Raw genomic sequence first — 26557 nt, 5'->3', positions numbered from 1 at the left:
TTGTCAAATCAATTATTTAGAAATTTCCCTGTGGAGTTACGGAATTTAAGAGACAGAATAGATACACTCGACGATCAGCTACTGAGCATTTTAAACGAGCGCATGGAGCTGGTTAAAAAGGTTGGAGAGTTGAAGCGTTCGTCGCAATCGATCATTTATCGCCCCGAAAGAGAAAAGGAAATACTCGACCGACTTGAAAAGCGCAATACAGGTCTTCTGACGCGTCAGGCCATTGATGCTATATTTTTTGAAATATTTGCCGTTTCCCGTAATCTGGAACTGCCCGAAAGAATATCCTATTTGGGGCCGGAAGGAAGTTTTTCACATCAGGCAGCAGAAAGTCGCTTTGGCGGCATGAGCGAATATCTGGTGTTACCCACCATTCATTCTGTTTTTGAAAGTGTGGAAACCAGCCGCGCAAAGTTCGGCGTGGTTCCTATTGAGAATAATCAGGAAGGTATTGTCATCGAAACAGTCGATTTTCTGCGGGAAAAAAACCTGTCTATTGTGGCTGAGGTATTGCTTCAGGTACATTTCACATTCGCTTCTCAGTCGGACACGTTGCGAAATATCCGGAGGATTTACTCAAAAGACATTGCATTCCGGCAATGCGGAAAGTTTATCCACGAATATCTGGAAGCTATGGACATTGAACTGATTCCCGTTGAATCAACGTCCAAAGCTGCTAAAATGGCTGCCGAGGATCCGGATGCAGCAGCTATATGCTCGTCGATTTCAGCCAGGCTTTTTGGGGTACCTATTCTTTTTGACAACATTGAGGACAGTGATCAAAACCGCACCCGGTTTCTGATACTGGCAAAGGACTTCGTCAACATTAAAAGCGACGACGATAAAACAACCATCATTGCCAATTTGCCCAATACCAACCGTCCGGGGGTACTTTATGAATTCCTGAAAGATTTTAACGATCGCGGAATAAATCTAACAAAAATAGAAAGCAGGCCATTGCGCGGAGAAGCCGCATTTCGGACATGGTTTTTGGTGGAGTTCCTTGGCCATCGGGACGATATTCCCGTGCAGGAAATTTTGCAGAAATATGGGACACATCTCAAATGGCTGGGCAGTTATATCAGAATCTCATAAGCAAAAAGGCCCGCAGCATTCACTGTGAGCCTTTTTTGAAGTATTCCTTATTGTTATTTTCTTAATGTTCCCCGATACAACGAAGGCCAGTTTCCATACAATTCAATAGTCGCTTCTGAGCCGTCGGGCAGTTTTATTTTTACCGTTTGGTTTGCGGTAGGGGATTGGAACGAATCAATCGCAAGCACAACAATTTTATCGCCTTTGGTAACAGACGTTATAAATGGTTGTTTTTTGTCGATCGCCAAGAGTGCCTGTTCTTTTTTAGGTTCAATCCATTTCCCATCCATTTGAAACGGTAAGTCTTTATTAGTGCCGCCCACAATTACGTCTTCCACCTGTTTTGCCATCCAATTACCCAGAGAATAAAATTCGGTCGGGAAATCCCAATATGTAGGCGAATTTTTTCGGGGAGCGTTTTTGCCAATTTCACTATCGGGAGTCTTTCCATCTGCCGGATACCATTCATAACCCCAGCCAGGTGCATCCTTTGAAATCTGATAAGCATTAGAGCCGCGACCGCTCGGGCCGCCATCGTGCCATAAGTAGTAGCCGTCGAAAAGAACCAATGAGAAAAGTGAAAAGCCAAGCGCCTGGCTGGCAGGCATCATTTCAAGCTGATTCATGACCAGTTCGCCCTTCGGCTCTGTCAGCTGATAATTCCAGGGAACGATCGGATCCTTGTACAACGGCATATACCGGTTCCAGCCGTAAAAAATGAATTTATTATTTTTCTGGTAAGGTATCAGCTTATTAATCCGCAGGGAATGTAAAGCTGAGAGCAGGACAAAGTTATTGGGAGAGTTTCCCTGCTCATCCATCCCAAACATCGGTTTAGGATAAACGTCGATGGGTGTGGTATTGAAAATATTCTGAAAGCTTTCTCCATTCGGCAGCGGATCGAAATTAGAGTTATTAGCCTTCGGATTCTCATAATCTTTGATAAAATCCTTTGCATTTGCACCGCCTAATGTGTTGATATGCGGGTTAGTATAGGCACCGCCTCCCCAATAATCCATCAAATGCATCTGGGGATGATTTTTACGGATTACTTTAGAAAACCAGATCAGCCTCTGACGGACTTCCGGAGAATATTGCTGGTTCCAAAACTCGAAATCATAAGCATAGACGCCAAATCCTGGGACACCAGCCAATGCTTCCACCTCTTGTTTTGAAAGCGCTGAAAACCATTTTGCGTCTTTATCATTAAAATAGTTGGGGGTGGCAGTATAATGCATTTTCGCAGGGGGCAAATTGCTTTCTCCATTGAAAAGATAAGATATACCGCGATTGTAGTAATTGGCAGAGGGTACATCCGCATTCATCCGGTACTGCATTACCAGCTTGCCTTCAATCGGCTTAAATTCAGGGAATTTGGTATCAAAATCAACATTCAATCCACGCGCAGGTGCAAACCATTGAGGTATCTCAATTTTGGTTAGCTTCTGGTTAGTCACTTTGCCTGATGGACCGGAAATCCAGATATTCTGCTGGCGAACCGAGCGGTTCTTAACTTCATTCCACCAATCATTATAAGGTGCATCGATCCATCTTGCGGTGATCGAATATAAAAATCCGGGTTGAACCTCGATCCCGTTTTCCATGCCTTTTACGCCAATGCCATCGATCATGATGACTTTGGTCCGTCCGTCTTCATAGTTTGCGAAATCTTTCAGGTAAAATTTGCCATTTCGAGTTACCGGCCGCACGTCCAGAAAAATATCCTTGCTACCATGACGAACCCAGGTTTTGGCGTCGGGAATTTCATTTTGGATCGCAGTGTCGAAGTTGAATGAAGCCGTCGTTTCGCAACCAGAGAGTCCCAGGCTAGTTACCTTGATTTTCGCAGGTCCGGATGTAAGATTTACCTCAGATATGGTCAGCCAGGTACCGTAACGGTGTGGGAGCTGCTTGTACTCCTGTACTTTTTCGTTTTGAGAAATCTCGACATTGTAAGGCGCCAACCCGCCAGCATTCGATGCCAGTTCAAACTGCATTTCCTTTCCTATTTGCCGGTACCGGCGTATGACAAGGTCACAGGCATGCGAAGAAGAGTCGAGCGTTTGGGCAATGGGGAGAGCCGTGGAAATTTCAGCGTAATAGTGTTTATCTGAAGGACCAAACCGGTTCCAGGCCCAAATGCCCGAACCGGTTAGGAAAATCAGGATCCCGCTGATCCAGATAAGAGATGTTTTTGACAAAATATTGTTTTTTCGTACCACAATCCGATGATTACCACCAGCGATAGAAAACACCTACCGAGCCGTTCACTGAGGAAACGCCCTTTTCGATGTATTCATGCTTGTAGGAAGTTCCGTCATATTTCACCCGGACGTCGATTCCGAATGAGCCGTCTTTTTTGAATAAAAATTTGGAACCTACGCCCACCCCATATTTGGGAGCCACTTTTTGATGCTGAGTCGTAAGACTGCCGTAATATAAGGTATAATCTACAATGCTAACTCCACCACTTAACTGAACATAAGGCTGAATGGTGGAATTTTTGCCGAGGAGATGGTAGTTTCCAAAAAGCTCAATTGGATATTGTGACAGGGTCCTGGTTTGCACTGCCGAAACCGTTTCGTCCCCGTTTTGGTACAGTGCTCTCGGGATTTTTTTCTGAAAATAAGTAGACCCAATCTCACCGCCTATCGAAAGCGGCGAATTTCTAAGCACCCATTCAATCGAAACAGAGGCATTTTGAAACGAAGCTTTGTCAATGTAAGAATCTGCAAATGAACCTATTGGCATTGCACCCATCAAGCGGGCGGTGGCCAGGTAATGGGTGTAGCGGTCAAATGGTGAGGGAAGCGTGTAAAGCTTTGGTGCTTCCTGCGCAAACCCGGAAAAACCGGCAAGAACGAGGGCTATGATAACGATCGCTTTTTTCATTTCAATTTATTTTTAAATAACCTGACTGGCCGAAGATTGAATCGACCATTTTGTCTATATATTGTGAATCACCAATGCCTCCGCCCCTGATCTGAGCGTCCCAGACAACATTATAGGTTTTGTCAGTGGTATTGGGATGCTTGAAATCCACCATGGAAATGAGCCAGTAACTTTCGCTGGTTTCGTAATAAGAGTAGTAACTCGGATAGCCGTAGCCATATCCGCCGCCGCCACCCCAATAACCGCCATAGTAGGAGGAAATTGGCTGCGAAACTGCATTCAGGTAAGTGTTTGTGATCCAGGATGCATTGATACCCACATCCGGTTTGCTTTTGGGGCTTACATAGGTGTAACCCAGACTTTGCATGTTGGTGATAATGCGTTGCAGAAGACTTCTGTCGATATCGTCCAGCGAAGTTCCTGAACGATCATTTTCTACAATAAGTACCGAATCGACTATACTGAATGTTTTGTACTGGGTATAGTTGGCTGATTTATCATGATTGGTAACATATACGAGCGATTCCTCGGTTGAAAGATCGCCGATCGGGTCCTTGGAGCAGGAGGCCAGTCCAAGGGTGATTGCTAACAGAGCGAATGTTGAGGCTTTTTTTAACATTTTTAGATCTTGTATTTAAAATTTGTTAATTAAACGAAAATTGAAATTGAACATTTTATATTTGGCCATATCATGGTTCAATTTTTAGTTTTAAATATATGGACGATTACGTGACCACTATATCAGAAAATTGGTTGCCTGAGGATAAAAATTGAAGTTAATGAGGAGAAGATATTTACGATTTTCTTTGATTTGAACGAACGGAACATAGCGCCTTACACAAATAAATATGGAGACAAAAGAAGAGCTTTTAAGAATTATAGATGTACTGAACGACACCTACGAAAGTGAGGAAGCATGGTATGGTCCTTCCGTGGTGGAAGCTTTGAGAGATGTCACGCCGAAAATGGCCGAAGTGAGATTGAGCACCAATACGCATTCGATTGCAGAAATTGTCTATCACATGACCACCTGGCGGATATTTGTGGTGCGTAAGATTCAAGGTGATGTGGAATTCGATATCAAAACTGAGGATAAGGACTGGAAAAAGATTCCAATCGTTGACGAATTTGAGTGGGAAGCTATTCAGATGGAACTGAGCCTATCTCAGGAAGAATTGATTTCAGAACTCGAAAAGATAGAAAGTGACGCATTTCTGGAAGAGTTTGTCCCGGGCAGGGATTATTCATATTATACAATGATTCACGGAGTTATCCATCATGACGTGTACCATGCAGGACAGGTCGGATTGATAAAGAAGGCGATAAAAGGAATGCGGTTGGCGGAAGATGACTTCGGTGCTTTCGATGACCGTTCGGAATTTGACAGCGGCGCCGACTATTATTGATACTTGTATGAAATTTCGTGTAAATGCAGAATTACCTATTGTTTATTGTTTAAATTTCTTATTTTGCATTATAATAGAATACGGTATTTCAAAATATACCAATGTTCTAATGGTGTGGATATAAATAAAAAGGCTGTTCGATGCTTCGGACAGCCTTTTTTTTACATGAAATTCTTCGCAACATTAGCATTACGAACAGAGCTTCATTTATGAAAATATTAATTGTTGAAGACGAACCAAAGCTAGCCGGCTTTTTGAAGCGCGGACTGGAAGAACAGTCCTGGGAAGTTGAACTCGCCTATGACGGGCAGGTTGGCAAGAAGATGGCGTCTAATTACCGGTTTGACGTTATTGTTTTGGATGTTAACCTGCCTTTATTGAATGGTTATGACCTCGCCAAGCAACTCCGGCACGACGGACTTTCCACCCCAATTTTGTTTCTGACCGCATTGGGTACCATTGACGATAAGCTGGACGGTTTTGAAGCCGGCGGAGACGATTATCTGGTGAAGCCGTTCGAATTCCGGGAACTCATTGCCAGGATCAAAGTGCTGTCGCAGCGAAATAATTCCAGAGAACAATCCAGCCAGGTTTTAGCACTTGCAGACCTGGAACTGAACCTCGACGAAAAAGTGGCGCGGAGATCCGGTAACCGCATTGACCTCACTGCGAAGGAATTCGCGCTCCTCGAATATTTAATGAGAAACCGGGGCAGGGTCGTTTCCCGTGTTGACATTGCTGAGCAGGTGTGGGACATCCGTTTCGATACGGGTACCAACGTTATTGACGTTTACATCAATTTTTTGAGAAAAAAAGTGGATAAGGATTATCCTAGCAAGCTGATCCACACCGTCGTCGGCATGGGTTATATTTTCAAGGAGGAATGAACATTAAGTCCCGTCTTACACTTCTTTTTACCATGCTGGTAGGGTCGATTATGGCCCTATTTTGCTTGTCGATCTATTTTTTTTACGATCAGTACCGTGAGAGACAGTTTTATACCTTTCTGAACGAACGCGGGCAGACGGTGGCACAATTGGTGGAAGCTAGTACCGGGATCAGTAAGGCGGACATTGAAAAGATTGAAAAAGAGAATAAAACCATTCTGCTTGACGAAGAAATAACCATTTACGACGGTGCTGACTCGGTAATCTTTATCAGCGGAAACGAAAATTTCATCCTTTCCAAAGCATTGCTTAATGAGGCGAGAAGGGGAAAAGAGGTACATGACAAATACCGGAAACGTGAAATGATCATCATACGGCACATTTTGCAGGATCACCGCAAGCCCTGGGTGGTGGTGGTGACTGCGGATGATTACCAGGGAATGAATGCGTTGAAGCGGTTGCGTGAAATTTTGGTCATAGGCTGGCTGCTGTCGTTGGTATTGGTTGGCGTGGCAGGCTGGCAGTTTTCCAATGATGCCATCAAGCCGGTTTCAGACATTATTGATCAGGTAAACAACATTTCGGCAGGTAACCTGCATGAAAAGGTGACTGTTGGAAGAGAAAAGGACGAGCTGGCACTCCTGGCAGAGACATTCAACCAAATGCTGACGCGGCTTGAAATTGCATTTGTAGCCCAGAAGAACTTTGTATCGCATGCTTCCCACGAGCTGCGTACGCCGCTGGCCCTCATCATGAGCGAGGCGGAGCTAAGCCTGATGAAAGAGCGATCGGTACATGAGTATGAAGATGCATTGAAAGGCGTTTGGGCAGAAGCAAAGGAAATGAACGAGCTGGTAAGCAGGTTGCTGGAACTGGCACGGACGGACGAAAATGCATTCAAACTGAGCTTTTCAAAAATCCGGGTTGACGAAGTGCTTTGGCAGGCCAAAGCCTCCATCCAGCAAAAAAACCCGGGTTACGAAGTTCACATTCATTACGATAAAATCCCCGATGACGAGGAACAATTGAAAAGGTATGCGGACGAGAGTTTGTTGCGCACCGCGTTCATCAACCTCATGGATAATGCCTGCAAGTACTCGGGCAACAGGACCGTTAATATTTTCCTGGAAATCAAAAACAATTTCATCAGGATCTATTTTAAAGACACAGGTATCGGAATATCGCCGCAGGAACTCCCCTACATTTTTGATACATTTTATAGAAGTACAAACACCATCAGCAAGCCCGGTTACGGCATAGGGCTCGCCCTTACCAAACGCATCATCAACATGCAGGGTGCCAGTATCGAGGTCGAGTCCACATTAGGCAGCGGAACCACATTTGTCCTCAAATTCCAGCCATTTTAATTTTCTTTTAATTCTGTGTTAATGCTCCTTTAACACCCATAAATGTTTTTTGTAGCATAAATCAGCCAATTCCGGGTCATCCGCTTGCTGCGCGAAAAAATCAAAGAGAAACTGTATTAAGTTAAATTGAGTTAGGTGAGTAGTAACAAAAGAATGGCCTTCGGATTTTCCGGAGGCCAATTTTATTTACCCTCAATGCGGGTGGTTGGAAGTGCTTCCGGATATTCCTGTGCGATGAATTCGATCATCTTCTCACGGACTATGCAACGCAGATCGAACGTTTCCGAGGAATTGCGGGCCGACATCAATGCCCTCACGACCATTAGCTGCTCCTGCGTATCGGTAACCTGCAATGCCCAGGATTTCCCGTCCCACAAAGGGGTTTGATCAAGAATTTCCTTCAACTTCTCCCTGAGCCGGTCAACAGGTGTGTGATAATTGAGGTGAAAAAATGCGCTGCCTATCAGAGCACTTTCATTGCGCGTCCAATTTTGAAATGGGGTTTCGATAAAATAAGTAATGGGCAAAACAATCCGTCGCAGATCCCAGATATTTACAACAACATAAGTCAGGTTAATCTCTTCAATCCGGCCCCATTCTCCTTCCACAATCACCACATCGTCAATCTTAATAGGCTGGGTAAAGGCAATCTGAATGCCGGCCATCAGGTTAGCAAGCGATTTCTGCGCAGCGAAACCAATAATTACACTGGCAATGCCCGCCGATGTGAGAATGCCCACGCCATAAGACCTCACGCTTTCAAAGCTGAGCAGCAAAATCGAAACGCCAATGGTAATGATCATAATGATCACCATCCGCTTGACAAACTTGATCTTGGTAAACATTCGCCTTGCCTGATTATTATCCGGCGTGTCAAAATCAAGTTTATCGATCAGGATTTTCTCGATCACAACCACAATGCGGACCATCAGCCAGGTTGTGAGGGCGATCATTAATGTTTTGCTGATCGCGAAAAGCCATTCATATTCTTTATAAGCCAGAGAATAACTCTTGACGATGGTTGTGATCAAAATCATCGGAATGAAGAAATAAAGCACACTTGTCAGGTTTTCCCGGATTGCGCGGACCGCCTGCCATTGTTTCCTGGCAGCAGTAATTTTGATCAGATTGATGAGAACGGCGCTGATGATCAGGCCGATAATGCCTGTCAGAAGGATGATGAGCCAGGGATATTGTCTGTAATTAAGAAATTCGGGAAAATCCATTCATTGTGTTAGATATCGTTGAGTCTGGCGACGATCATACCCGTGTGTTTGGGGACCGAAGCCACGTATTCAGCCAGGGGAACGCTGGACATGATCACTTTTTTTCCGGACAGGGAGGCGTGGATCAGGTAAGCGCGGCTGCCCATTTTTGTGATTACACCCATATGGTTTACGTCCAAGCCTTCTACTGACGACGTAAAAGCCACAATATCACCATTGTGAAGCATTGGTTCCGCTTTTTGAATTCCTTCTTTGGGAATATAGCTATGCTCTCTGGAATTGATCATGTTTTCTTGTTCCTTTATTTTTTCCCAAACTTCGCCGGACGCCATCGCAGGGTAAAGATTGGCATGATTCGTCATAAAATTGATTTCCTTTTTGTACGGAATGCCGCCTACCTTTTCCGTAATGTCTTCCAGCCTCCCGCGTTTCTGATTTTCATACATCCAATCCAGCACATAATGAAGCCGGGAAGGATATCCGTCAATGTTACCTTCTCTGTAGCGGAGTTTAGTTAATTCATTTTTATAACCTTCAAAAGTCGGATTTTCACTTTTCGCAACAGCCAATGCTACCGAGCTTTCAACCAATGTCGTGCAGTCCAATCCATCGAACTTGCATACCAGCCGCTCCGTAGGGTTTCCTTCAAGGGTTCCGCCTACATACGGCGTTCCCAGGAATGATTCGCTCATGCGCAGCATTTGCGTGCCCATGTCCCGGCTTTCCGGTAAATCCATCTTTTGCCCAAACACTTTTTGCAAACCCGACTGCCCGTAAATGCCCGTCGAGGCGAGTACCAGAATGGATTGAATGATAACTCTTAACATAACCGGATTTTTTTGCGGGGTCAATGTAAATAATGGTATTGATGTAAAAATAACGATCGAAAGGTCTATTTGCAATGCAAACAACGCTTGGAATGGGTAAGGGCATTTGTTATTATTTAAGTTTTTCAACAATGTCAAATACAAAAACAGACATCGGAGGCAATTCTAAACTCACGCCTGTAGATGTGATTTCAGCAGCTTTCAGGCGAAGTTGAGTTACGTGAAGAGGGAAAATAGGGATCAATTGGAATTGGCCAGTACCTCCGAGTTTTAAACAATTATTCCAGGCATCCTGCGGGATCCGAAGAGTTGTCTCAATGGTTTTCTCTTTGCTGAAATTATATACAAATAACAGTTTCTGATTGTCAGTATATCTCAAATAGCTATAAACCAATGTTTTGTCGTAATTGTAAGATTGCCCGTCGACGTTCACATATTGCAGATCATAAAATTCGCCCGCATACACTGCCTCATTGTCAAGCACAAAATGGTTCAGGCTTTCATAAAACGACCGGAGTTGCTGTTGTTCAGGAGTCAATAAGTCTGTATTAAACTTTCCGCCATTTACCCATTGCTGGAATTCAGTTACGCCCCAATAATCGAAAATGGTAGTACGACCGTCCTCGCCCTGAAATCCTTCCGACGTGACCGGAGTAACCCCCAGTTCTTGACCAAAATACAGCATTACCGGGCCACTGTGCAAAGTTGCGCTCAATGTCATGGCAGGTAATGCCAGCCAGGGATTGCCTGCAAAGTACCGCGACGCAATGCGCTGCTCGTCATGGTTTTCGAGGAACCGTAGCATATTTTCACTGATATCACCGGATTCCTGTTGCCAGATCCTCGTAATGTCTTCAACCGTCCCATGTCCCTCAATTAATTTTCGCAAAGAATTGTAAAGGCCCACCTTGTCATAGAGATAGTCGAATTTCCCAATGTTGATATAATTATGATATTCATACGGATTGTAAATCTCTGCAATGAAAATAACCTTTTCACCCACCTTCTTTATTTCAGGAATAACCCAGGACCAGAAATCGACAGGCACCATTTCTGCCATATCACACCTAAAACCATCCACTCCTTTTTGTACCCAATAGCGAAGGATACTGTACATTTTTTGCCACGTGGAAGGGATCGGATCAAAATAACTGGCCCTGCCCTGCAAATAATCCACGCCATAATTGAGCTTAATGGTCTCATACCAATCATATTGGCTCGGCTGGGCCTGGAACACATCATTTCCAGTGGCTTTGGCAGGTCGCTCGTGATAGGGCGTGTGAACCGGGATAGGAGGGGTATGCCCTTCCGGAACCATAAAATCATGATTCGGGATATAATAAAAATTATTAGAAGGACTGAAACTTACCGTATTGTCATCACCTTCCCCAAAGTCCAGGATCCCCGACTGGCGCGCATCGGAATGATATTGGCGTGCGACGTGGTTGGGAATAAAATCAATGATCGCCTTTAAACCGAGGCTATGTGTGCGGCTGATCAGGCTTTCAAATTCCTGCATCCTGTTGTTCACATCTACTGCCAGATCAGGATCTACATCATAATAATCCTTCACGGCATATGGCGAGCCTGCTATTCCCTTCACAATCAGCGGATGATCCGGCTTTATTCCATATTCCGAGTAATCCGTCAGCGTGGCATGTTCCAGCACACCCGTGAACCACACATGCGTAACTCCGAAGTTTTTGAGTTCTGTCAGGGCAACGTCCGTAATGTCATTAAACTTCCCGCTCCCGTTTTCTTCGATGGTGCCATATACCTTATTGGTGGAATTCTGGTTTCCGAACAGGCGCGTGAAAATCTGGTAAATGACAAATTTATCTTTATTGGTATTGGACATAATAAGTTTGAATGTTCAGTCCGGAATAAGGAAAGGTAGTTCATGAAAGTATGAACTAATCCCCAAATAAGCGATAGTTTGGCCATAACGCAGGAGGAAGGGATTTTTTACTATTTTGCAAGATATTAAATTTGAAATAATATGCCCTCAATTAAAGCCTGCCTTTTTGACCTGGATGGAGTGATCGTGGATACGGCGAAGTTCCATTACATTGCCTGGCGCAGGCTCGCAAATGATCTGGGTTTTGATCTGACGCTCGAACAAAATGAGCAATTGAAAGGGATCAGCAGGATGGAATCATTGGACATTATCCTTTCTATTGGCGGGATCACACTCAGCAAAGAAGAAAGATTGGCGCGTGCGACTGAAAAAAACCTTAGGTACCTCGAACTGTGCAAACAAATGACGCCAAATGATGTCCTGCCCGGTGTGCGCACTTTCATGGATGAACTTAAACAATTGTCGATCCCAATGGGGCTGGGTTCGGCCAGTAAAAATGCCACGATCATTCTTAATAGCATTGACATGCTGCGTTACTTTGATACGATCGTCGATGGCAACCGCATCACAAAAGGCAAGCCCGATCCGCAGGTTTTCCTGATGGGCGCTGAGGATTTGCAAACTAAGCCCGAAAATTGTGCGGTATTTGAAGACGCTGTGGCAGGAATTCAGTCCGCCAAATCGGCTGGTATGCTAGCGGTTGGAATTGGAGTAAAGACCGTTCTCGCCGAGGCAGATATTGTTATTGCAGGTTTTGAAGGTTTCAAATTTGCCGATTTACATTAACACCCATCACTTTCGATCTTAAATGAAAAATTACATCACCCATGATGAATGGTGCATCGTAGAGAATGGCTTTCACCCTGAGCACAATGAGATTACCGAAAGTTTGATGAGCCTTGGAAATGGTCGCATGGGGCAAAGAGGGAATTTTGAAGAAAGATATTCGGGAAAAACGTTGCTGGGGAATTATGTGGCAGGTGTTTATTTTCCTGATAAAACGAGGGTTGGCTGGTGGAAAAATGGTTACCCTAATTATTTCGCCAAAGTGCTCAATGCATGTAACTGGATAGGTATTGATGTCCAGATTGGAGGGCAAATGCTGGATCTGAACACCTGCCAGATTGAGGAATTCAGCCGGGTACTGGACATGAAGAAGGGAATATTGGAGCGCTTTGCGACCGTTATCCTGCCAGGTGAGAAAAGACTAAAAATCCATTCGAAACGCTTTTGCAGCATGGCCGACGACGAGTCTGGCGCGATCAGTTACAGCGTTACACCCTTGAATTTTGAGGAAGATTTTATCATTACGCCTTACCTGGACGGTAATATCAGGAACAGGGATTCCAATTACAACGAATCATTCTGGAATGAAATTGAGAGAGAAACCAGTGAAAATTGTGGCTACCTGATCCTGGAAACCAAGGAGAATCCATACGGTGTGGAGCGGTTCCGGGTAGCGACTGGCATGCGGTTCACTGCAACGGTTAATGGAGTGGATGTTCAGCCGGAATCACTGCCTTTTGAGACAGAGAAATATGTTTCCGCAAGCATTAAAATTAACCTTAAACAAGGCGAAGAACTTGCTGTTTACAAATATGCGGTGAACCTGTCTTCTTCCAATTATGAGGCAGGAAATCTCCTGGATGCGGCAAAAAGTTACATCGCACGCATTTCGGAAAAGGGTTTTGAACAGTTGTATACAGAACATATACTGGTCTGGGCCGACAAATGGGCTAAGAACGACATTACGATTGACGGAAATGTAGCCGCCCAGCAGGGCATCCGATTCAACATTTTTCACCTTGGGCAAACTTACACGGGAGAGGATGAACGCCTGAACATTGGACCGAAAGGGTTTACCGGCGAAAAGTATGGAGGCAGCACTTATTGGGATACCGAAGCGTATTGTATTCCTTTTTACCTCGCAACTGCCGAGCAAAAAGTAGCGCGTAACCTACTCGTATATAGACATAAGCACCTGCAAAAAGCCATTGAAAATGCTGAGAAACTTGGCTTTACCGGCGGCGCTGCATTATATCCGATGGTCACCATGAATGGTGAGGAATGTCACAACGAATGGGAGATTACCTTTGAAGAAATCCACCGAAACGGCGCTATCGCTTTTGCCATTTACGATTATACCAGGTACACTGGCGACAAAACATATCTTCCGGAATTCGGCCTTGAAGTTTTGATCGGAATTTCAAGATTTTGGAAACAGAGAATTACCTGGTCGAAGGATAAAAACCTGTATGTCATGCTGGGCGTCACCGGGCCGAACGAGTATGAAAACAATGTGAACAATAACTGGTACACCAATTACATCGCCTGCTGGACATTGCGGTATACCCTTGAAACGATCGGCGGGCTTTGGGAAAATGATTCAAAAAAGCTGAACGAGATCATTGTCAAGACCAATTTACAATTGAATGTGGAACTGGCTGATTGGAAGCACATTGTGGAGAATATGTATTTCCCTTATGATGAAACCCGAAAGGTTTACTTGCAGCAGCAGGGGTTTCTGGACAAGGAAATCCTGACCGTCGACGACATCGCAGACCAGCGTCCCATCAATCAGCGATGGTCGTGGGACCGCATCCTCCGGTCGTGTTTTATCAAACAGGCGGACGTATTGCAGGGATTGTATTTGTTTGAAGAGGACTTCGAGCCTGATGTGATCAGAAGGAATTTTGAGTTTTATGAACCCATGACCGTCCATGAATCCTCATTATCTCCCTGCGTCCACGGGATACTGGCGGCTGGACTTGGGTTGAAGGAAAAGGCTTATGAAATGTATGTGCGCACCGCCCGGCTTGATCTCGACGATTACAATAATGATACAGAAGATGGTTTGCACATTACTTCTATGGCTGGTACCTGGATGAGCGTGGTAAAAGGCTTTGCGGGTCAGCGCGTGAAAGACGGGATGTTAGTGCTAAATCCTTACATTCCCGATCAATGGAATTCCTATTCATTCCGGATCGGTTTTCAAGGCAGCTGGCTGAAAATATCCGTGAAAAAACAGGAGGTAATCATTGAAAACACTTCCGAAAAAGCATTGGCATTGCTTGTAAACGGGAAGGAAGTATATCTGGAAGCGTTCGCTAAAACTCAGATTTGAGGATAAGCTTATTTATTGAAAAAATGATATTTTACGCGGATTTTATTAATCCCGTAAAGCCACAATTGCAAATCTGAAACTTTCCTTGTAGGTTAGTGGCTTTTGAGCCATTCTAATTGACTATGGTAAACAAATTCTACTGGCTAATTTTTGTGGGTATGTTGCTGATGTTTAGGACTATATGCCCTGACGCAGCATCTGCGCAAGATTTTGGTGAATGCCAGAAGATAGTCAAGGATCTTTTGCCTGTTTTTAATAAATCTTTTGAAGAAAATAACCCTGCTCTTCTCAGGGAAGAATCCTACCAGCGCGGAATCAGAAATCTTCAGGCTGCTTACGCATTGTACCATAAGCAGGCATTCCAATCCAGCGATTCGGCCCAGCGCATGAACAATGAGGCCGTGATTTTGGCTTTGTCAGGCAATTATCAGAAGGCGCTGCACATTATGGAAGAGCTCAACCTGAGTACCCAGGATGGTCAGATGCATTATAACCGAGGATTATTTAGTCTCCTTTCCGGAAAATTTGCTGACGCGCGAAACGACTTTGCAGAATCTCCGGGAGGGTCTCACGGAACATTGAACACCATCGTCGCTTTTGCGAAACAAAAGAAGTACAGTGAGGCCGTCGACTTTGCAAATGGTAATTCAGCGAAGAACACCGGAGGCAAATGGAACTACAATATTGGCCTGTTGTACAAATATCTTGGTCAACCTGAGGAAGCGGTAAATGAGATCACGACCGCGATCCGCCAAAAGGACGAAATGGCTTACCGGCTGCAAAGAGGCGATATTCTGATGCGGACCGGAAATGAGAAAAAGGCGGTCAAGGATTTCGAAAAAGTAGCCAGAACGCATCCAAAGGCGCAGATCCGATATGCCAATGCATTACTATCATTGAACCAGTTTGGGGCAGCAAAGGCTGTTTTTCAAACCTATTTGGAAACGGACGACCGGACTTTCCGCGGAGATGCCTATCTGGGCATTGCTCATTGTTCGTACGGTCTCCAGCAAATCAGCGAGGCACAGCGGTATTATAAGCTTGCTTCCACATTGAAGCGGGAAACACCTGCACTGCAATCCGGAATTGCCAATACTCATCTTTCCAAACACGAGTATCAGACCGCATTCACCCTTTTCGACCGGGTTATCAAAAAGGATTCAACTTACCTGCCTGCCTACCTCGGCCGTGCAGTTTCCTATTATGGCCAAAAGAAATACGATCTGGCACTTAAAGACTTCAAAAAGGCGGAAAAGGCTTTGAGCGAGGATAATAAGTTTTTCGCGGATTTGTTTGTGACCAAGGCTTTCTCGGAATATTATCTCAAGAAAACCAGCGAAGCGCAGGACGATTTCCAGAAAGCCATTAAGCTCGATGCGGCCAGGTACGAAGCATTGGCAGGTATGAGCAGTATCATGATCGATCAAAAAAGGTTTTCCGAAGCAGGACAGTTTCTTGCCAAAGGCTTACAGTACGAACAGGGTTACGACCTGATGTGGAGCAATTATGGAAGCCTGCTAATGCATTTCGATATGTATAAAAAAGGCTATAAGGTTTTCCAAAAAGCGGTTTCCTTGAATCCGGCCAATGTGAATGCACAGAACGGCTGGGGTATTGTGTTGCTGGAAAATGATCAGCTGGACAAAGCCATGGCACTGTTTGACAGTCTTGTGCGTGAAAAACCTGAGCTGCCTTTTTTGCATAACAATCACGGGATCGTGCAGGCGTATATAGGAAACAGGCATGACCAGAAACACCAGGTCAATGAGGCTAACACACGGTATGATGGATCGTTTGAAGATTTTAAAAAGGCCATGAATGCTGCACCTTCCCGAAAATTTTACAATGTGAATCAGGGAAATGTGTATCGCTATCTCGAAAAATACGACGAGGCGAAACTGAGCTATCAGACGTATCAGGATAAGAGTGCATTAAACAATACGGCGATCATGTATGCCGGCCAGGAGCGGATCAAAGATGCAAAATATTACCTGGGCGTGGCCATTCAGATTGATTCATTGCACCGCGTTTTCCAATACAATATGACGGTTTTAGCAAAAGGAAAACAGCAGGAAATGATGCGGCTGGTCGCTTCGGCAGATGAGAATAGCCCATTTTCCGACATTGGGATTAAATACAGCCGGGATGGTTTTGTGACCATTTACCTGTATGATTATGAGTACGACGTGCTGTCATTTCCAGGCAGACATTATATGCCCCTGCCCGTCGCTGAATACAAAGAGGATTACTTTATTCCGGAATACGATTTCAAACTGGTAGCTTACGAAAAGAAAAAGGCTAATTCGCCTAAAAAGAAACATGTGCATTACCACAGCCAGAAAGTGAAACTGCCAGGTTCGAGGGGGAAATCCGGGACGAAATGTCCTATACTTTTCTAATCTGAATCTTAACAGATTTTAATATTGAAGCGGGATTTTCACTCAAAATAAAGGATTGAGAAATAGTTTCTACGGATGATAAGCGTTCAATCCTCAGAATACGAATTTTTTTCTACTATCCTTGATGTTCAGGTTTAACTAACTAATGCAGTTTTAATAATTAGCGAAGATGTTGCGGACCTCAACGAAGCTGATAGGTTTGTCAAGAAAAAAATCTGCTCCATTTTTGAGAGCCTCCTCTTTTAAATTCGTCATGGCGCTCATCATCACCACTTTCGTGTGCCTATCCTTGTGAACGTTTTTGATGCGCTGTATTTCATTAATTCCCTTGCCGTCAGGTAGGTTATTATCGATAAAGATCCAATCCGGGCCTAAATCATTGATACAAGCGATACCTTCGATGAGAGAAGCCGCCACTTTTACGGACGCATCAGGCGTCAATATGTTTAGTTGTCTGACTAGAAAATTGCGTAACAACACCCCCAAATCCTGCTCGTCCTCAATAATAACAATTTTCATAGCGATGTGTTATAAATAAATTTTTTGGTCATTAGCAGCAGATTTGACGACCTGGAAGCGCCTTTTTAAATGTATTGAGGCAAAAAGCCTGCCATCAGGGCGCTCAGAAAGGTTTGACAATTAAGCAAATGATCGGCTCAAACAAACAGATGCTTTTTGTAGAATCGAATCCCGGTTTTCCGCTTTTTAGGAATTTTATTTTACAACTGTAACGCAATATGTAAATGAAAAGGGTAATGTTAACTATTTACAAATGAACTACTTACGCATTAAAAATGCCGAGGGGGAATTCTGGTATAGGATTTTTTAGAATTGGAAAAAGATATTATTCATCATAATCCGAATAAAGAGATGTCAGGTAACAAAGTATTTTTAGGGATAGTAGCAGCTGCGGTTGCAGGCGCTGTAATCGGTTTACTTTTTGCACCGGAAGACGGCAGCAAAACAATCAAAAAGATTAAGAAAAAGACGAATAGTTTGGCGAGCGACCTGATCGATGCACTTGAAAAAAGCAAAGGAAAGGCTGAAAACGCTGCTTCTGAATTGAAAAGTGAAGGAAAGGCATACGCAGATGAAGCAGCAAACAAAGCCTCTGAATATGCTGACCAAGCAAAACAGGAATACAACAACCTATAAGCCAAATAGTCCGACCGGAGTTCTTCCCCGGTCGGATTTCAATTTTTCAGAAAGTATGAAAACCGAAATTACTACATCAGCAAATAAAAAATCGGATCTTACGATAGCAGATACAATCGGCCAAATTCGATCCTTCTTCGCGGCTAATCCGTCAAACGGCATGCAGCTAGGCGTTAGCGCTTTGTCAAAGACTGTTATGAGGCGCTTGCCGGCACCGCTTAACCTTATCCCGGCAGTTGCTATTGAAAAGGTAATACTTAATTATGCGGTTCCAGAGGGGAGAGAGTTGCTTTTGCGGGGACTGCGATGGGTCAAAAAAGCAACCGACGAAGAGCCAGCAGATTTCGCATAAAACACACACGAATTAAGAGTACAACCCTTCTGAAAAGAGGGGTTTTTTGTTTTAAAATCGGGTCAGATAAATAAGGCAAGCGTTTTGTTTATTTTTGTTTGAAACAGACAATGATGCCAAAGAAGGGTTTCCTGACCATTTGAACGAATTTAGCCATGTGGATTAGCTCTACATTCTTAATTATTATACTCAGTCTGTGGAAATTACTACGCAATCTTTTGGATGATGCAGAATGCTTGGGGGTAGATTGGATAAAGAGTAGTAAATTTAAACCATTAAGAAAATTACAATTTTACCCTTAGTTGCTATATGCAAAGACAAACGCAGACGCAAAGACAAACCTTAAAGTATTCTCCATTACAAATTCAAATGCTGAATCTTCTGCATTTGACGACCATGGAACTGGAGCAAAGAATTAAAGAGGAAATTGAGGAAAATCCCATATTAGAGGAGGGTAAAGAGGAGAATGCTTCTGAGGATAGCTCGGACGAATTTCAGGATCCGGAGGATAAGGGTGGAGGCGAAGATTCGTCAGTTCAGGATTACTACGATTGGGACGAATTCAGGGACGACGATATTCCCGATTACAAAACCTACGCAAACAACCAATCCGCCGACAATGAATTATACACGCGCCCGATGGTGGAGGCAATTTCCTTTCGGGATGAGCTGAAACAACAGGTGCATTTTTTAAGATTGGATGAAAGGCAGCAGCTGGTTGCCGATTTCATTCTCGATTCACTGGACGAAGATGGATTTTTAAGGAGGGAAGGTGATGTTATCGCGGATGATATCTCCTTCGCAAACAGCATGTTCATTGAGCCCGAAGAGGTGAATGCAATGTTGAAAGTGATCCAGCAGCTTGACCCTCCCGGCATTGCGGCCAGTGACCTCAAAGAATGCCTGCTTATCCAGCTCAACCGCATGGAAACGCAGAATGAGACCTGGAAATGGGCATATCGGATCGTTTGTGATGCTTTCGACGAACTAGGATCAAGGAATTATGATAAAATAATGCGCATTACCGGCCTGGATGAAGAATCTCTGAAAAAGGCCATTCAATTGATCACTACCCTCAATCCAAAACCTGCGTCGGGCCTGAGAAATGATTCAATCGTTAACGAAAGCATTAAGCCTGACTTCATGTTATGGTATGCCGAGGATGGCGAGATTGAAGTACAACTTACCTGGGGCAATAGCCCTGCATTGAAGCTCAATAAGCTTTTTACCAAAATGGCTGAGCAAAAGATCGACAAAGCAACCAATCAGTTCCTGAAAAACAAGATGAACTCGGCGAAGTGGTTTATTGATGCGATCAAGCAAAGGGAGAACACAATGCTCAGTACCCTGAAAGCGATTGTAAGGCTTCAATACGATTACTTCCAGACAGGCGACATCAAAAAATTGCGTCCAATGATCCTCAAAGATGTGGCTGAGATCATATTTATGGACATTTCAACCGTATCCCGCGTAACAACCAATAAATATGTTCAGACCCCATTTGGCATTGTGCTGCTAAAAGACCTTTTTACCGAAGGGGTTACCAACGAGGATGGTACGGAAGTTTCCAACCGGGAAATTCAGGAGGCGATCAGGGAAATAGTGGGGGAAGAAGACAAAAGGCACCCCTACAACGATCAGCAAATCACAGATATGCTTTCGGAAAAAGGCTACTCGGTAGCACGCCGGACCGTTGCCAAATACCGCGAACAGTTGAACATCCCTACCGCGAGATTAAGAGTTACCATTTAAATTAAGCCCTAAAAAACCTGCATGAAAAAAATTGTAGTTGTTGATGACGAAGCTGATATCTGCTTCCTTTTGAAGAGATTTCTATCCAAAAATGATTTTATAGTTGAAACTGCCCAAAACGGCAAAGATGGTCTGGCATTAATTGAGTCGTTATCGCCCGATTTGGTGATGACAGATTTTCGTTTGGGTGATATTACCGGTACAGATCTGCTTACGGCCATTAAGTCTAAAAGACCTAATGTTCCCGTTTTAATCATTACCGGCTATTCTGATATTAAAATTGCAGTAAGCGTCATGAAACTAGGCGCCTACGACTACATTACCAAGCCGCTTTTTCCCGACGAAATATTGGTTACCGTTAAAAAAGCGATCGCGGATGCGGAATCTTCCAAAGACGAGGAACAGGAATATACAACAGCCGTATCATCGGGACAGCCCAGTGAGAATGCAAAACCTGTAAGAAAAGCGAGTTCGCGGATGAAGGCCGGTTATGTAATGGGGCAAAGCGACGTTTCTGATAACCTTTTCAGACAAGTTGACTTGGTTGCTCCCACCAATTTCAGTGTGATCATATATGGCGAAAGCGGATCCGGGAAAGAGGCGATTGCACAGGAGATCCACAACCGTTCCAAAAGACGGGATATGCCATTTGTAGCGATGGATTGCGGTGCTATTTCAAAAGAGTTGGCAGGAAGCGAATTGTTTGGACATGAAAAAGGCTCTTTTACTGGTGCATTGCAAACCAAAATTGGGCATTTTGAAATGGCAAACGGCGGTACATTATTTCTGGATGAAGTCTCGAACTTATCCTATGAGATCCAGGTAGCATTGCTGCGGGTCGTGCAGGAACGTAAGATGCGAAGGATTGGCGGCTCAAAAGAAATTGATCTCGACGTAAGGATACTGGTAGCCAGTAACGAAAAATTATTGGAATCGGCAAAAAGCGGCAAATTCCGGGAAGATCTATATTATCGTTTCAATGAATTTACCATTGAGGTACCTGCATTAAGGAACAGGAAAGACGATCTGATGCTTTTTGCAGGCGCATTTCTGGAAACGACCAATGTAGAGCTGGGCAAAAACGTATCCGGCTTTTCGGATGAGGTGAAAAATGACTTTCTCACCTATTCCTGGCCAGGTAACCTGCGGGAATTGAAAAATGTGATCAAGCGGGCTACGCTGCTATCGGATGGGGAATTGATTGAAGAAAAATCATTGCCATTTGAAATAGTAAACTACAAAAAACTGAAAGACCTGGATGAAGAGCCTGCCGCCCCAAATGTCTCCGTATTAGCGGGTACAATTGAGTCCGCATCTGATATTGAGGATTCCAAACCAAGCTTAAAAACAGTGGCCAATGAAGCCGAGTATGATATGATCATGCAGGTCTTGCGGGACGTTAATTTTAATAAAAGCAAAGCAGCGCGTTTATTAAATATCGACAGAAAGACGCTCTATAATAAGATGAAACAGTTTGACATATAGTGGGGAACGGCAAGAGTGAACTGAGTATGAATAGCAAACTAATCAAAGTACTTCTGGTAGATGACGACGAGGACGACTATTTTCTGACCCGCGAGTATTTTCAGGAACTGGTTAATTGGAAATTTAGCATTACCTGGTGCTCTACCTACAAGGACGCGCAGAAGCATATTGGCCATAAAGGCTACGATCTTTACCTTTTTGACTATTTGCTTGGTGGTAATACCGGCTTAGACCTGATCGAAATAGCAGCTCAGCATGAATGCGAGGAGCCAATGATCCTGCTGACTGGTAAAGGTGACACGAAAATCGCTGTTGAGGCTTTGCGGCTTGGAGCAGCAGATTATCTGATCAAAAGTGAGCTTGATCCCGAAAAACTGGAAAGAAGCATTAGATATGCGCTTGAAAGAACATCGGTTTTGAAGGCTTTGAAACATAGCGAAAGGCGATACCGCCGCATTTTTGAAGAATCCAATGACTTTCTCTTTATCAGTGATTTAAAAGGCAATATTATTGACTTAAATGCTTCTGCAGGCAGCATTACCGGATTCATGGAAGATGATTTGAAGCTAAAAAATATCATTGATTTGATTGAGGAGCCTCAATTCCTTGCCTTATGGGAAAACATCCAGGAGCAGGCAATCCACGATCAGGAAGTAAGCCTGATTACAAAAGACGGGGACAAAAAATATTGCCTTTTTTCCGCATCATTGGAGTTCGATGAAAATCATCCGTACATACAGGGCCGATTGCATGATATGACCGCCCGAAAACAAACGGAGAGAGAAAGGCTTTTTTCCGAAAAAATGGCAGTTACCGGCCGCTTGGTCAGAATGCTGGCCCATGAAGTACGTAACCCGCTCACAAATGTGAACCTTTCGGCAGAACAGCTTGAAATGGAATTGGTTGACGAAGATCAGAAATTCTACACCCAGATCATCAAGCGTAATTGCACCCGTATCAATGATCTGATATCGCAGTTATTGCAGCCGTCGGGTTCAGCCGACATTGACCTGGTACAAAACTCCGTTCATGCCGTACTTTCTGATGCAATTGGGTCCGCGTTGGACCGTGTCCAGCTCAAACGAATTCAGATTGTCAGCCAGTTTGCGGACGGCGAACTGGCTATCCCGCTTGATCACGTGTCACTCCAGATGGCATTTCTCAATTTGATCACCAATGCCATTGAGGCAATGGAAGAGGATAAGGGGATTTTGCGCATCACTACAAAAAGTCATGGGGATACAATTCAGGTGATTTTTACGGATAACGGTATTGGAATCAGCGAAGAGCACATGGAAAAGATTTTCGAGCCTTATTTTACCGGTAAAAATAACGGAATGGGGATCGGGCTTTCCACTACCATGAGCATTATCCACGCCCACCACGGACGCATCGATGTTCAATCCGAAGTTGGTGCGGGAACAACATTCACCATTAGTTTCCAGCAAGCAAACAACAGGGCTTAAAATTAAATGATAACTTACTTCATGTGCAACGATCGGGCGTAAGGGAGCGTAATCCTGGATAGGCTAATCATTATATTGAACGTGGAGACGAAAAGGGTGTGTCTTTCACATTGGTTACGATTTTTCTTCTATCAAAATGCTGTAGTTGTCAGCTACCTGGCTGTTTGGGTTTTACGATTGAAAAATCCGTAAATAATTGGAAAAATAAGCAGGGTCAATACAGTCGCTGTAATCAGCCCTCCAATCACTACAATAGCCAGTGGTTTTTGCGTTTCCGAGCCGATTCCGGTGGAGGTAGCCGCTGGCAAAAGTCCGATCGCAGCCATTAACGCCGTCATGATGACCGGCCTGATCCTTGATTTTACCCCTTCCCTGATTGCTTCGTCTAATGACATTCTCGCAGACAGGTTTTTATTGAAAACGGAAATCAGTATGACCCCATTTTGAACACATAACCCGAACAATGCGATAAATCCGACTCCCGCAGAAATCCCGAAATTCATGTGCGTTACATGGAGCGCCAAAATTCCTCCAATTAATGCAAAAGGAACGTTAATGAGTACCAGCCCGGCATCTTTGGCATTGCTGAACATGATGAACAGCAGGATAAAGATACCGATCAGACTTATGGGCACCACCTGTCCCAGCCGCGCAGTAGCCCGAACCTGATTTTCAAATTCACCCGACCAGTTGACCGAGTAGCCTTTCGGTAGGGACTTCAGAAGTGGTTTTACACGGCTTTGAGCATCGGCAATGGTGCTGCCAAGATCTCTTTCACGAACTGAAAACTTGACTCCAATAAAACGCTTATTATTGTCGCGATATACAAATGCAGGTCCGGTTACAGTTCTGATCGAGGAAATTTCTTTAAGGGGGATTTTTCCTCCTGTCAATGTCGGTACCATTAATTGCTGGATATCATCTACTGAGCGGCGATATTGCTGTTCGTAACGCAGCCGGATGTCGAATTTTCTTTCCCCTTCATAGAGTATCGAAGCCGTTTTTCCCCCAATTGCCATTTCGATGACTGCCTGCGCATCGGCAATGCTAACACCATATTGCGCCATAAGATGATCATGCAGGATGACGCTCACTTCTGGCTGCCCGATATTTCTTAAAATACCTACATCCCTGATTCCAGGAACACCCTTGATCGCTTCCAACACCTGATTAGCCTTTTGATTTAAAGTTTCCAGATCGTCACCATAGATTTTCACGGCATTACTTGCATTCATACCCGCCACCGCTTCCGCAACATTGTCGATAATGGGTTGAGAATAATTGTAGTTGATCCCCTGAAACTGTTTCAGTTTTTTGTCCATCTCTTCAATCAGCTGATCCTGGCTAATTTTCCGTTTCCATTCATCCTTAGGTTTTAGATTAACCTGCATTTGCACGTAATAAAAACCTGAGGGATCGGTACCATCATTGGAGCGGCCGGTTTGAGACAATACCCCGTTCACTTCCGGAAATTCATTGAGTTTATTCCTTAAAATGGTAACCATTTTGATAGTTTCATTCAGGGAGCTGCTCATCGGCATTTTGGCTTCTACCCAAAGTGCACCTTCGTTTAAAGTTGGCAGGAATTCTGTCCCGAGGAATTTGGCTGATAAAAGGCTGACGACCAGAAATCCCGTTGCCAGCATAATGCTTAGCTTTTTGCGCGCATAACACCATTCAAAACCAACGGTAACCGCACGGTCGAAAAACCGTACAATTGGATTGCTCTTTTCTCTGACATTTTTATTTAATAAAATCGAACAAAGAACGGGAACGAGGGTAAGCGTATATAGAAGAGCGCCCAACAATGCAAAACCCAATGTATAAGCCAGCGGCGTGAACATTTTTCCCTCCACCTTCTGGAAGCTAAAAATCGGGATCAATGCCGTGATAATGATTAGCTTGGAGAAGAAAATCGCTTTCCCTAACTCTCCACCTGTCCGTTTGACAAGTCCTAATTTGGAAAGTTTATTGTAACGGTCCATGCCATTCTGGTGCGCGAGATGATCCAATGCGACGAATATACCTTCCACCATTACCACGGCCCCGTCAATGATAATCCCGAAGTCGATCGCCCCCATCGAAAGTAAGTTGGCAGACATTCCTTTGAGCCTCAGACACGTGAATGCAAATAGGAGGGCTAGCGGGATAATGATGGACACGATCACCGTCGTGCGCCAGTCGGCCATGAAAACAAACACAATGACCGTGACCAGCACTATGCCTTCGATCAGGTTATGTTTGACAGTATGTGCGCAAAATTCGATGAGATTGTCGCGGTCGTAAAAGGTAACCATTTTGACGTCGGGCGGTAGGATTTTCGTGTTCAATTCATGAACCTTATCCTTTATACGCGCCAGTACTTCACTCGGATTTTCGCCTTTGCGTTGCACCACGATCCCTTCCACAACATCGTCTTCATTGTCTAATCCTACCTGGCCAACGCGCGGCATATCCGATTCCTTTACATCTGCCACGTCCCTGACCAGCACAGAATTATCCTTTACAAATTCAACAATGATGTTCTCAATGTCCGGGATTGAGTTCAGCAGCCCAATGCCCCGAACCACATAGGCCTGTCCATTTTTCTCAATCACGTCGCCACCCACATTGACATTGCTCTTGGTAACAGCTTGGTACACTTCCAGCGGCGTAATGTTGTATTTGACGAGTTTGGTAGGGTTGACCTGCACCTCGTAGATTTTTTGTCTGCCACCAAACGCCACTACGTCAGCCACGCCTGGTATGCTCCGCAATTGTCTGTCGATCATCCAGTTCTGTAATGTCAGCAATTCGCGGCTGTCCCGGTCCTTACTTCTTAGGGTATACCTGAATATCTCACCAGTAGGGCCATAAGGTGGCTGGACGTCCGGCTCCACGCCTTCCGGCAGGGATATGTTACGGAGTTGATTGTTAACTTGTTGTCGTGCGAAAAAGTCTTCTACATTATCATCGAATATGATCTTGATAATGCTTAACCCAAACATGGTAGTGCTCCTGACATTGGATTTCTGCTGCACCGAATTCATGGCGACTTCAATGGGAACTGTTACGAACCGCTCGATCTCTTCCGCGCTGCGCCCGTTCCATTGGGTTACGATGATGATCTGCGTGTTGGTAACGTCCGGAAATGCTTCCAGCGGCGTGTCGCGGTAACTGACGACTCCTGCTAAAATCAGCAGGCCGGTCATAAAGAATATGAAGAACCGGTTTTTCAAAGAAAACCCGACGATTCCCCGGATGAATTTGTTCATGGA

At 44.3% G+C, this 26557-nt stretch carries 20 protein-coding genes; 12 read left to right on the top strand and 8 right to left on the bottom strand.

The annotated features are described in order from the left end of the window. Positions 1 to 30 precede the first annotated feature (30 nt). On the top strand, positions 31 to 1104 hold the full coding sequence (pheA, locus tag FHS68_RS12260) for a prephenate dehydratase (RefSeq protein WP_167270365.1): 1074 nt from the start codon (positions 31 to 33) through the stop codon (positions 1102 to 1104). Positions 1105 to 1157: 53 nt separating this feature from the next. Here the strand turns inward: pheA and FHS68_RS12255 are convergent, their stop codons facing one another. Genes FHS68_RS12255 through FHS68_RS12245 form a run of 3 tightly spaced genes read right to left on the bottom strand, consistent with a single transcriptional unit; the run spans position 1158 to position 4615 of the window. Next, positions 1158 to 3305, bottom strand: coding sequence for a hypothetical protein (locus tag FHS68_RS12255; protein ID WP_167270363.1), 2148 nt, complete (start codon positions 3303 to 3305; stop codon positions 1158 to 1160). Between the two features lie 31 nt (positions 3306 to 3336). Continuing rightward, positions 3337 to 3996 carry a hypothetical protein gene (locus FHS68_RS12250; RefSeq protein ID WP_167270361.1) on the bottom strand — a complete coding sequence of 220 codons (660 nt, stop codon included), beginning with the start codon at positions 3994 to 3996 and terminating at the stop codon, positions 3337 to 3339. A 1-nt stretch (position 3997) separates the two neighbouring features. Next, a complete protein-coding gene (locus FHS68_RS12245) occupies positions 3998 to 4615 on the bottom strand; it encodes a DUF4136 domain-containing protein (protein WP_167270360.1) in 618 nt (205 codons plus the stop codon). A gap of 229 nt (positions 4616 to 4844) precedes the next feature. Between FHS68_RS12245 and FHS68_RS12240 the strand changes: the two genes are divergently transcribed. The 3 genes from FHS68_RS12240 to FHS68_RS12230 all read left to right on the top strand — a co-directional run bounded on the left by FHS68_RS12240 (position 4845) and on the right by FHS68_RS12230 (position 7656). Continuing rightward, positions 4845 to 5402, top strand: coding sequence for a DinB family protein (locus FHS68_RS12240; protein WP_167270358.1), 558 nt, complete (start codon positions 4845 to 4847; stop codon positions 5400 to 5402). 209 nt (positions 5403 to 5611) lie between these two features. Beyond that, positions 5612 to 6289: a response regulator gene (locus FHS68_RS12235; protein WP_167270356.1), complete on the top strand. Its 678-nt coding sequence runs from the start codon at positions 5612 to 5614 to the stop codon at positions 6287 to 6289. Continuing rightward, positions 6286 to 7656: a HAMP domain-containing sensor histidine kinase gene (locus FHS68_RS12230; protein WP_167270354.1), complete on the top strand. Its 1371-nt coding sequence runs from the start codon at positions 6286 to 6288 to the stop codon at positions 7654 to 7656. Before FHS68_RS12235 ends, FHS68_RS12230 begins: the two co-directional genes overlap by 4 nt. Before the next feature lie 182 nt (positions 7657 to 7838). On the opposite strand, the gene FHS68_RS12225 is transcribed toward FHS68_RS12230, so the two are convergent. From FHS68_RS12225 to FHS68_RS12215, 3 genes are all read right to left on the bottom strand, one after another. After that, positions 7839 to 8882, bottom strand: a complete 1044-nt coding sequence (locus tag FHS68_RS12225; protein WP_167270352.1) for a mechanosensitive ion channel family protein — start codon at positions 8880 to 8882, stop codon at positions 7839 to 7841. Between the two features lie 8 nt (positions 8883 to 8890). Beyond that, positions 8891 to 9709, bottom strand: a complete 819-nt coding sequence (locus tag FHS68_RS12220; protein WP_167270350.1) for an N-acetylmuramoyl-L-alanine amidase-like domain-containing protein — start codon at positions 9707 to 9709, stop codon at positions 8891 to 8893. A gap of 112 nt (positions 9710 to 9821) precedes the next feature. Further along, positions 9822 to 11567, bottom strand: coding sequence for an alpha-amylase family protein (locus tag FHS68_RS12215; protein WP_167270348.1), 1746 nt, complete (start codon positions 11565 to 11567; stop codon positions 9822 to 9824). 141 nt (positions 11568 to 11708) lie between these two features. Between FHS68_RS12215 and pgmB the strand changes: the two genes are divergently transcribed. The 3 genes from pgmB to FHS68_RS12200 all read left to right on the top strand — a co-directional run bounded on the left by pgmB (position 11709) and on the right by FHS68_RS12200 (position 17090). After that, positions 11709 to 12353: a beta-phosphoglucomutase gene (gene pgmB / locus FHS68_RS12210; protein WP_167270346.1), complete on the top strand. Its 645-nt coding sequence runs from the start codon at positions 11709 to 11711 to the stop codon at positions 12351 to 12353. Between the two features lie 22 nt (positions 12354 to 12375). Further along, positions 12376 to 14691, top strand: a complete 2316-nt coding sequence (locus FHS68_RS12205) for a glycoside hydrolase family 65 protein (protein ID WP_167270344.1) — start codon at positions 12376 to 12378, stop codon at positions 14689 to 14691. 122 nt (positions 14692 to 14813) lie between these two features. Then, the gene (locus tag FHS68_RS12200) at positions 14814 to 17090 is read left to right on the top strand and encodes a tetratricopeptide repeat protein (protein ID WP_167270342.1); all 2277 of its coding nucleotides are present in this window, start codon (positions 14814 to 14816) and stop codon (positions 17088 to 17090) included. Between the two features lie 153 nt (positions 17091 to 17243). On the opposite strand, the gene FHS68_RS12195 is transcribed toward FHS68_RS12200, so the two are convergent. Beyond that, a complete protein-coding gene (locus tag FHS68_RS12195; RefSeq protein ID WP_167270340.1) occupies positions 17244 to 17609 on the bottom strand; it encodes a response regulator in 366 nt (121 codons plus the stop codon). A gap of 312 nt (positions 17610 to 17921) precedes the next feature. On the opposite strand from FHS68_RS12195, the gene FHS68_RS12190 reads away from it, so the two are divergent. The 5 genes from FHS68_RS12190 (at position 17922) to FHS68_RS12170 (ending at position 23300) form a co-directional block, all read left to right on the top strand. Then, positions 17922 to 18245, top strand: a complete 324-nt coding sequence (locus tag FHS68_RS12190; RefSeq protein ID WP_229211866.1) for a YtxH domain-containing protein — start codon at positions 17922 to 17924, stop codon at positions 18243 to 18245. A gap of 55 nt (positions 18246 to 18300) precedes the next feature. Beyond that, on the top strand, positions 18301 to 18597 hold the full coding sequence (locus FHS68_RS12185) for a hypothetical protein (protein ID WP_167270338.1): 297 nt from the start codon (positions 18301 to 18303) through the stop codon (positions 18595 to 18597). Between the two features lie 309 nt (positions 18598 to 18906). Beyond that, a complete protein-coding gene (gene rpoN / locus FHS68_RS12180) occupies positions 18907 to 20349 on the top strand; it encodes an RNA polymerase factor sigma-54 (RefSeq protein WP_167270336.1) in 1443 nt (480 codons plus the stop codon). A gap of 21 nt (positions 20350 to 20370) precedes the next feature. Then, a complete protein-coding gene (locus FHS68_RS12175) occupies positions 20371 to 21834 on the top strand; it encodes a sigma-54-dependent transcriptional regulator (RefSeq protein ID WP_167270334.1) in 1464 nt (487 codons plus the stop codon). Between the two features lie 26 nt (positions 21835 to 21860). Continuing rightward, a complete protein-coding gene (locus FHS68_RS12170) occupies positions 21861 to 23300 on the top strand; it encodes a hybrid sensor histidine kinase/response regulator (protein WP_167270332.1) in 1440 nt (479 codons plus the stop codon). Between the two features lie 152 nt (positions 23301 to 23452). Here FHS68_RS12170 and FHS68_RS12165 read toward each other — a convergent pair whose 3' ends face one another. Continuing rightward, complete coding sequence (locus FHS68_RS12165) at positions 23453 to 26554, bottom strand: efflux RND transporter permease subunit (protein ID WP_167270330.1); 3102 nt, start codon at positions 26552 to 26554, stop codon at positions 23453 to 23455. Between the last annotated feature and the right edge of the window lie 3 nt (positions 26555 to 26557).

Origin of the sequence: Dyadobacter arcticus (assembly GCF_011762185.1) — a bacterium.
Lineage (GTDB): Bacteria > Bacteroidota > Bacteroidia > Cytophagales > Spirosomataceae > Dyadobacter > Dyadobacter arcticus.
Note: the sequence above shows the minus strand (reverse complement) of the source record. Positions and strands in the feature narration are given on the sequence as shown.

Bases quoted from the DNA above. Each gene is read 5' to 3' on its own strand.
- FHS68_RS12165 (WP_167270330.1), bottom strand. From the start codon at position 26,554: ATGAACAAATTCATCCGGGGAATCGTCGGGTTTTCTTTGAAAAACCGG.
- FHS68_RS12235 (WP_167270356.1), top strand. From the start codon at position 5,612: ATGAAAATATTAATTGTTGAAGACGAACCAAAGCTAGCCGGCTTTTTG.
- FHS68_RS12245 (WP_167270360.1), bottom strand. From the start codon at position 4,615: ATGTTAAAAAAAGCCTCAACATTCGCTCTGTTAGCAATCACCCTTGGA.
- rpoN (WP_167270336.1), top strand. From the start codon at position 18,907: ATGCAAAGACAAACGCAGACGCAAAGACAAACCTTAAAGTATTCTCCA.
- FHS68_RS12225 (WP_167270352.1), bottom strand. From the start codon at position 8,882: ATGGATTTTCCCGAATTTCTTAATTACAGACAATATCCCTGGCTCATC.
- FHS68_RS12230 (WP_167270354.1), top strand. From the start codon at position 6,286: ATGAACATTAAGTCCCGTCTTACACTTCTTTTTACCATGCTGGTAGGG.
- FHS68_RS12240 (WP_167270358.1), top strand. From the start codon at position 4,845: ATGGAGACAAAAGAAGAGCTTTTAAGAATTATAGATGTACTGAACGAC.
- FHS68_RS12175 (WP_167270334.1), top strand. From the start codon at position 20,371: ATGAAAAAAATTGTAGTTGTTGATGACGAAGCTGATATCTGCTTCCTT.
- FHS68_RS12250 (WP_167270361.1), bottom strand. From the start codon at position 3,996: ATGAAAAAAGCGATCGTTATCATAGCCCTCGTTCTTGCCGGTTTTTCC.
- pgmB (WP_167270346.1), top strand. From the start codon at position 11,709: ATGCCCTCAATTAAAGCCTGCCTTTTTGACCTGGATGGAGTGATCGTG.
- FHS68_RS12185 (WP_167270338.1), top strand. From the start codon at position 18,301: ATGAAAACCGAAATTACTACATCAGCAAATAAAAAATCGGATCTTACG.
- FHS68_RS12215 (WP_167270348.1), bottom strand. From the start codon at position 11,567: ATGTCCAATACCAATAAAGATAAATTTGTCATTTACCAGATTTTCACG.
- FHS68_RS12195 (WP_167270340.1), bottom strand. From the start codon at position 17,609: ATGAAAATTGTTATTATTGAGGACGAGCAGGATTTGGGGGTGTTGTTA.
- FHS68_RS12170 (WP_167270332.1), top strand. From the start codon at position 21,861: ATGAATAGCAAACTAATCAAAGTACTTCTGGTAGATGACGACGAGGAC.
- FHS68_RS12220 (WP_167270350.1), bottom strand. From the start codon at position 9,709: ATGTTAAGAGTTATCATTCAATCCATTCTGGTACTCGCCTCGACGGGC.
- FHS68_RS12200 (WP_167270342.1), top strand. From the start codon at position 14,814: ATGGTAAACAAATTCTACTGGCTAATTTTTGTGGGTATGTTGCTGATG.
- FHS68_RS12205 (WP_167270344.1), top strand. From the start codon at position 12,376: ATGAAAAATTACATCACCCATGATGAATGGTGCATCGTAGAGAATGGC.